General features: G+C 61.0%; 6 protein-coding genes. 1 reads left to right on the forward strand and 5 read right to left on the reverse strand.

The window, feature by feature from the left end; genetic code table 11:
* Positions 1-418 (forward strand): elongation factor G (gene fusA / locus NTW95_12550; protein ID MCX6558238.1); only part of this gene is annotated, 418 nt, incomplete at its 5' end.
* Between the two features lie 75 nt (positions 419-493).
* On the opposite strand, the gene NTW95_12555 is transcribed toward fusA, so the two are convergent.
* The 5 genes from NTW95_12555 to NTW95_12575 all read right to left on the reverse strand — a co-directional run bounded on the left by NTW95_12555 (position 494) and on the right by NTW95_12575 (position 4,880).
* Positions 494-1,699, reverse strand: coding sequence for a hypothetical protein (locus NTW95_12555; GenBank protein ID MCX6558239.1), 1,206 nt, complete (start codon positions 1,697-1,699; stop codon positions 494-496).
* On the reverse strand, positions 1,696-2,289 hold the full coding sequence (locus NTW95_12560; protein ID MCX6558240.1) for a class I SAM-dependent methyltransferase: 594 nt from the start codon (positions 2,287-2,289) through the stop codon (positions 1,696-1,698). Before NTW95_12560 ends, NTW95_12555 begins: the two co-directional genes overlap by 4 nt.
* A gap of 69 nt (positions 2,290-2,358) precedes the next feature.
* On the reverse strand, positions 2,359-3,168 hold the full coding sequence (gene arsM / locus NTW95_12565) for an arsenite methyltransferase (protein MCX6558241.1): 810 nt from the start codon (positions 3,166-3,168) through the stop codon (positions 2,359-2,361).
* A 52-nt stretch (positions 3,169-3,220) separates the two neighbouring features.
* Entirely contained in the window at positions 3,221-3,490 is a 270-nt protein-coding gene (locus NTW95_12570; GenBank protein ID MCX6558242.1) for an HgcAB-associated protein, read from the reverse strand.
* 163 nt (positions 3,491-3,653) lie between these two features.
* Positions 3,654-4,880, reverse strand: coding sequence for an MFS transporter (locus tag NTW95_12575; GenBank protein ID MCX6558243.1), 1,227 nt, complete (start codon positions 4,878-4,880; stop codon positions 3,654-3,656).
* Positions 4,881-5,271: the final 391 nt, after the last annotated feature.

A 5,271-nucleotide genomic window follows, 5' to 3' on the forward strand; every position in this document is an offset into this window, starting at 1 on the left:
CGTCAAGTTCGTCCTGATCGACGGCAGTTTCCACGCCGTGGACTCCAGCGAGCAGGCTTTCAAGACCTGCGCCCAATTGGCCATCAAGGAAGCCATCGCCAAGGCTTCGCCGCACGTTCTGGAACCGATCATGAAGATCGAGGTGAACACGCCCGACGAATACATGGGCGAGATCATCGGCGACATCAACCGCCGCCGCGGCCGGATCGACAGCATGCGCCGTTTCCGCAAGGGTTCGCAGAAGATCAACGGCAGCATACCGCTGATGGAGATGTTCGGCTACGCGTCGGTGTTGCGCACCGTGTCCAGCGGCCGGGCCAGCCACTCAATTGAATTTTTGCACTACTCACCTTTACCCAAATCGATCGAGGAAAAACTGCTCGCCGACCTGCGCGAGAAAAAAGCCGAGAAAAAATAACCTTTCCGCGCGGGTGCTTCGTCAGGCCATCGGAATTCTCGGCACCGGTTTTCCCCCCATACCGCTGCCTGCGGTTTAGGGCAGGCGGACGACCTGGGCCTTGACGGTGGTCGGCTTGCCCGACCGCTCCAGCAGCAGAACGCGCCGCGCGCCGGGTTTGCCGCGCAGGGCGTTGATTACCATTCCCATGGTCGCGCCGGCAACATCCAGGCCGTCCACCCGCAAAAGCCTGTCGCCGGCCTGAACGCCGGGAACAACCGGCCGGCCGTCGCGTTGCACAATGCCGGCCACGCTAAATGAACCGTCGTTCTCGGGGCGCAGGGTCAAACCGACGATGTCCAGATCGCGAAGCGCCGGCACCGGTCCCGGCTGCCACCAGGTCATCTGCCCCGGGAAATCGACTTCCAGGCGGAAGCGGGCGATAAACTCGGCGCCGAGGAAGCCAACGACCGGCCCGGCCGACTTCTGCGAATACCAATCGAACAATCTCTGGTCCAGACCTAAGACGGCAAGCTCCCGGGCGACGGGCAAAGAGCCGATGGCCAAAGCGGGCAGGCAAAGCAGCGCGCCCTGCGTTTCAAAGGGGAAGCCGAAAAAGTTGGTCGAACCGGCGGCGCCGACGGCATGGGGCCAATCGGCGTGGCGGGCCAGCCAAGCCGCGCTCAGCTTGTCGCTCAACCAGGTGCCGGCCGAGCCGTTGTCAATGCCCAGCGCCACTTTCTCTCCGTCCAATGTCGCCTCGACCATGAACAGGCCGGTCTCGGGATTGACGCGACAAGGAACGGCCGTTCCGACCGGAGCGAGCACCCCGGCCAAGGCCACGGTCAGTCGGTGCGCCGGGTAGTCGAAGACGACGTGCAGCCGGCGCAGGCAGCGCGCCGGCAGGACGCATTCGGCTTCCACTCCCGGGATGGCGAAGCGGCCGCGGCGCACCGAGAGGTTCATCCCTTCGACGGCGAGCGGAATGCCTCCCAGGCTCATGGCCGGGACGGGGGTCGTCGTTGCCAGGGTTTGCCCCGCGTTTGCTGGCATGGCCGCCGGGCCGATGCCCAGTTCGCGGGCCAGCGCCTCGGCCGCGACCACCGCCATGCCGCCGCTGTCCACCCAGGCCCGCGCCGGGCGCGGCGACCCGTCGGTGCGCGTGAAGACCACTTCCACGGTCATGCGGCAGTGGTCGAGGGCGATCGGCACGGTCGCCGAGCGCGGTCCCGCCTCCGGGTCGGCCGCGACTGCCAGCGCAACAGTTAAAACCATGATGCTAGCGGCTAATTTTTTTATCATCGGGGCTCCTGCTTTCCCGGGTCTTCACGACTGGCATTGCGCAAAATGACCGTCCGGCTGAAATGGATACTGGGCCCCGTTTCAACTTCCAGGCCGGACTGTCTCATGATGGCGATCGATTTCTGGAAATCATCCCGGCCAACGTGAAAAGTCGGTTCTGCCAGAAGCGCCCGGCCGTCTGGCTTGAGCAGCGAGTAAATCTCGCCCAGGAATTTCGCCTGATCGGGCACCTCGTGAAGCATGTAGAAGACCAGGATGAAATCGAATGTTTCGGCCAGGCCGATCGCGTCGACCCGGCACAAATGGAAGGTCACCCTATCGCCCAGGCCGGCATCAACCATTTTCTTCCTTGCCTTTTCGAGCATCCCCTGCTGCAGGTCGACCGCGACCACTTTTCCCGATTTGCCAACCAGCCTGGCCATCTCCACGGTGAAAAACCCCGGGCCGCAGCCCAGGTCGAGAACGGCCATTCCCGCCTTGACATGCGGCCGCAATATTCTTTTCGGATTATGCGCCAACTTGCGCAGACTGAAATCCAACACCCCGGCGTGCTCGACCGGGCATACGCGATGTTTTTTGTCTGGTTCCATGTTCCTCGTATTTTCGACAATAATCGAAAGATAATCAATAGGCGGCGGCTGGCCGGTGGCCGTGCGCATTTATTTCCGCGCCGAGACCTTGATACTGGCGATCAGGCCGAACGCCGTTTTGATCTCCTCGCGCGACAGCGTCTTTGCTTCTTCCGGGAAATCGGCCCAGAGATCGACCGGGACTAAGGTCTCGGCCACGATCTCCACCTTGGTGAAGCCGGCCTTGGCGATGGCGTCCAGGTAATCCCGGCGCTGCAGGGCGCCGCCGATGCAGCCGGTGTAGGCCGCCACCGAATCCTTGACCTTGGCCGGCAGCTCGCCGTCGAGCACGATGTCGGAGACCATCATGCGGCCGCCCGCTTTCAAAACCCGGTAAATTTCGCGGAACACCTTATCCTTGTCCAGGGAGAGGTTGATGACGCAGTTGGAGATGGCGATGTCGACCAAACCATCCTCCAGCGGCAAGCTCTCGATCTCGCCCTGGCGGAACTCGACGTTTTTCAGGCCGCTCTTGGCGGCGTTCTCACGCGCCAGGCGGATCATCTCGGGCGTCATGTCGACGCCGATCACTCGGCCTTCGGGGCCGACGCGGCGGGCGGCCAGGAAGCAGTCGATGCCGCCCCCAGAGCCCAGGTCGAGCACCGTCTCGCCGGGGCGCAGCGAGGCCAAAGCGACCGGATTGCCGCAGCCGAGGCCGAGGTTCGCCCCCTCAGGGATCGAGGCCAGCTCGGCCACCGAGTAGCCGACGCCCGTACTCAGATCCTCGGCCGACGGGGCCGAGCTGCAGCCGCAAGTTTTTGCGGAGCCGCAGCAAGAGCTTGACGATGCCGCGATCGTGCCGTACTTCTTCTTGACTTCCTGCTTGATATTTTTTTTCATTTGGAAACCTCCTTTTTGTTTCCTTTTTTAAAACCTGCTTACGCTTTGCCGGCTACCAAATGCTAGTCCGAACCAAACCGGCCAGCATCGGCCCCAGTTTTTCCTTGACTATGCCGCCCAGCTCGTTGGCCTTGATCAGGGTCAAGCAGCAGAACGCCCCGTCCTTTTCCCAGACAACCAGGGCGAGCTTGTCGCCGGCTTTGATGCCCGCCTTGTCGCGGATCTCCTTGGGCAGGATCATCTGGCCGCGCTCGTCCACGCTCAGCAGCGCCGTCACCTGGCAGCAGCTGCCGCCGCCCGCACCTTCCTTTTTCTTCGTCATGGCCGTTCCTCCATTTCAGTTTTTACTGATTTTACTGATTTCGCTGATTATAATAATATCGAAAATCCGTTTTGTCAACAAAAAAATGTGGGATAAAATATCAGTGATTTGAAGTTCTTCCCGAATGGCCGGGGCGCGAAGAGGCCCTACCCCCCGTTTCCCGTCAGGATGCGCGCCGGGGGGCTATTTCGGTCATGAGCAGGGTGAAAAGCAGCCCCAGGCCGAACAGGACGGCGATGACGGCCAGGTTGAAGAACAGCGCCAGCAGGATGCCGCTGACCTGGCCGCTCAGCATCAGGATGCCGTTGGACGTGGCTTCGGGCACCGGGTGGGTCTTTTCGACGGCATAGGTCAGGCCGATCGGCAGCGCCGCCACCAGGAAGAATCCAAAGGCGAAGCCGGCGATACCCAGCGGCACGATCGAGGGCAGGAAGCCAAGCAGCAGCGTCAGGGGGACCGCCGCGGCCATGGTCAGCACCAGGAACAATTTCCTCTTGTGATAGCGGTCCGAAAGCGCGGAGAGGATCACGGCGCCGAAGATGCCGCCCAGGATCATCAGCCCGCCGACGATCCCCGGCGCCAGCGACGGGGCGATGTCCAGCGGCCGGTTGAAAATGGCATCGATTTTCGAGGATATGGCGTTGAACGCCCCCAGGCCGATGAAGAAGGCGCACAAAAGGTAGAGGAAATCCTTGTTCCTGAAGAGCGCCCGGATACCCACGCGGATGGATACCTTTTTCTCGGCCGCGATGGGATTGGGCGGCGTTTTCGGCTTGTCCTTGACGAAGATCAGGTACAGGACCATGCTGGCCAGGGAGAATATCCCGTAGAGAACGAGGAGGAGCGAGATACCGCCGCGGGCGTCGCCGATGGCCCGGTAATGGGCGAGGACGAAGTCCCCGGCGCCCATGGCGACGAGCAGGCCGACGAAAAGCGACATGGTGGCCAGCCCGGAGGCCAGGGCCTCCTCCTTTTCGGGGAACCAGTTGGCCGCCACCTTGGTGAACGAATTGAGGACGAACGGCTGGCCGATGGCGCAGCCGATCTGAAAAACGAGCAGCCAGGTGTAGTCCGGGGCGAAAATGCGCAGGAAACCGGACAGGCCGAGGATGACGACGCCGATGCCGGTGCCCCATTTCAACCCGAACTTGTCGATGCACCAGGAGGCGGGGAAGGAGACGGGAAGGTAAACGAGCATGAACACGATCGCCAGCAGGTCGATGGCATTGGTGCGGCCGTCTGTAAAAAGGGCGGCCGCGTCCTTGGCGATGGGCGCGAAGGTGATCCACTGGATCTGGGTGGCGATGGCCGGCAGCATGAACAGGGCCAACACCACCCAGCGATACGGCGAAACTGAAACGCCCGCTTCGGACTGTGGTTTGCTGTTCATTGAAAGTACCTTACCCCCGAGGCGAAGCGCTTCCGGTCCTTGTCGCCGGGGATGTTCTGCAACACGTGATCGCTAATGCGGTCGTTGTGGGCCATCTTGCCCAGGATGCTGACGTCGGGGCTGGTGCAAGCCGTTTTGCGAATTATTACGCATTCTAGTTCTCTCCGTCATTAAATCCAATCCGATTATATGCACATAAATAAAAGATAGCAAGAAACAGTTCAGGCAGATTTTCAGATGAGGCAACGGGAAAACGTAGCGACTGTCTTAAAAGTCAAGTACTTTTTGTAGATAGCAAGAGATGATTTCGCATCAGGGCATTCAGTCGGACAAGTAGTTTGCGCATCACAGCGGCAATGGCAACCTTTTTGGGTTTTCCGTTTTCGATAAG

It is taken from the genome of Candidatus Aminicenantes bacterium (genome assembly GCA_026393795.1).
Classification (GTDB): Bacteria; Acidobacteriota; Aminicenantia; order UBA2199; family UBA2199; genus UBA2199.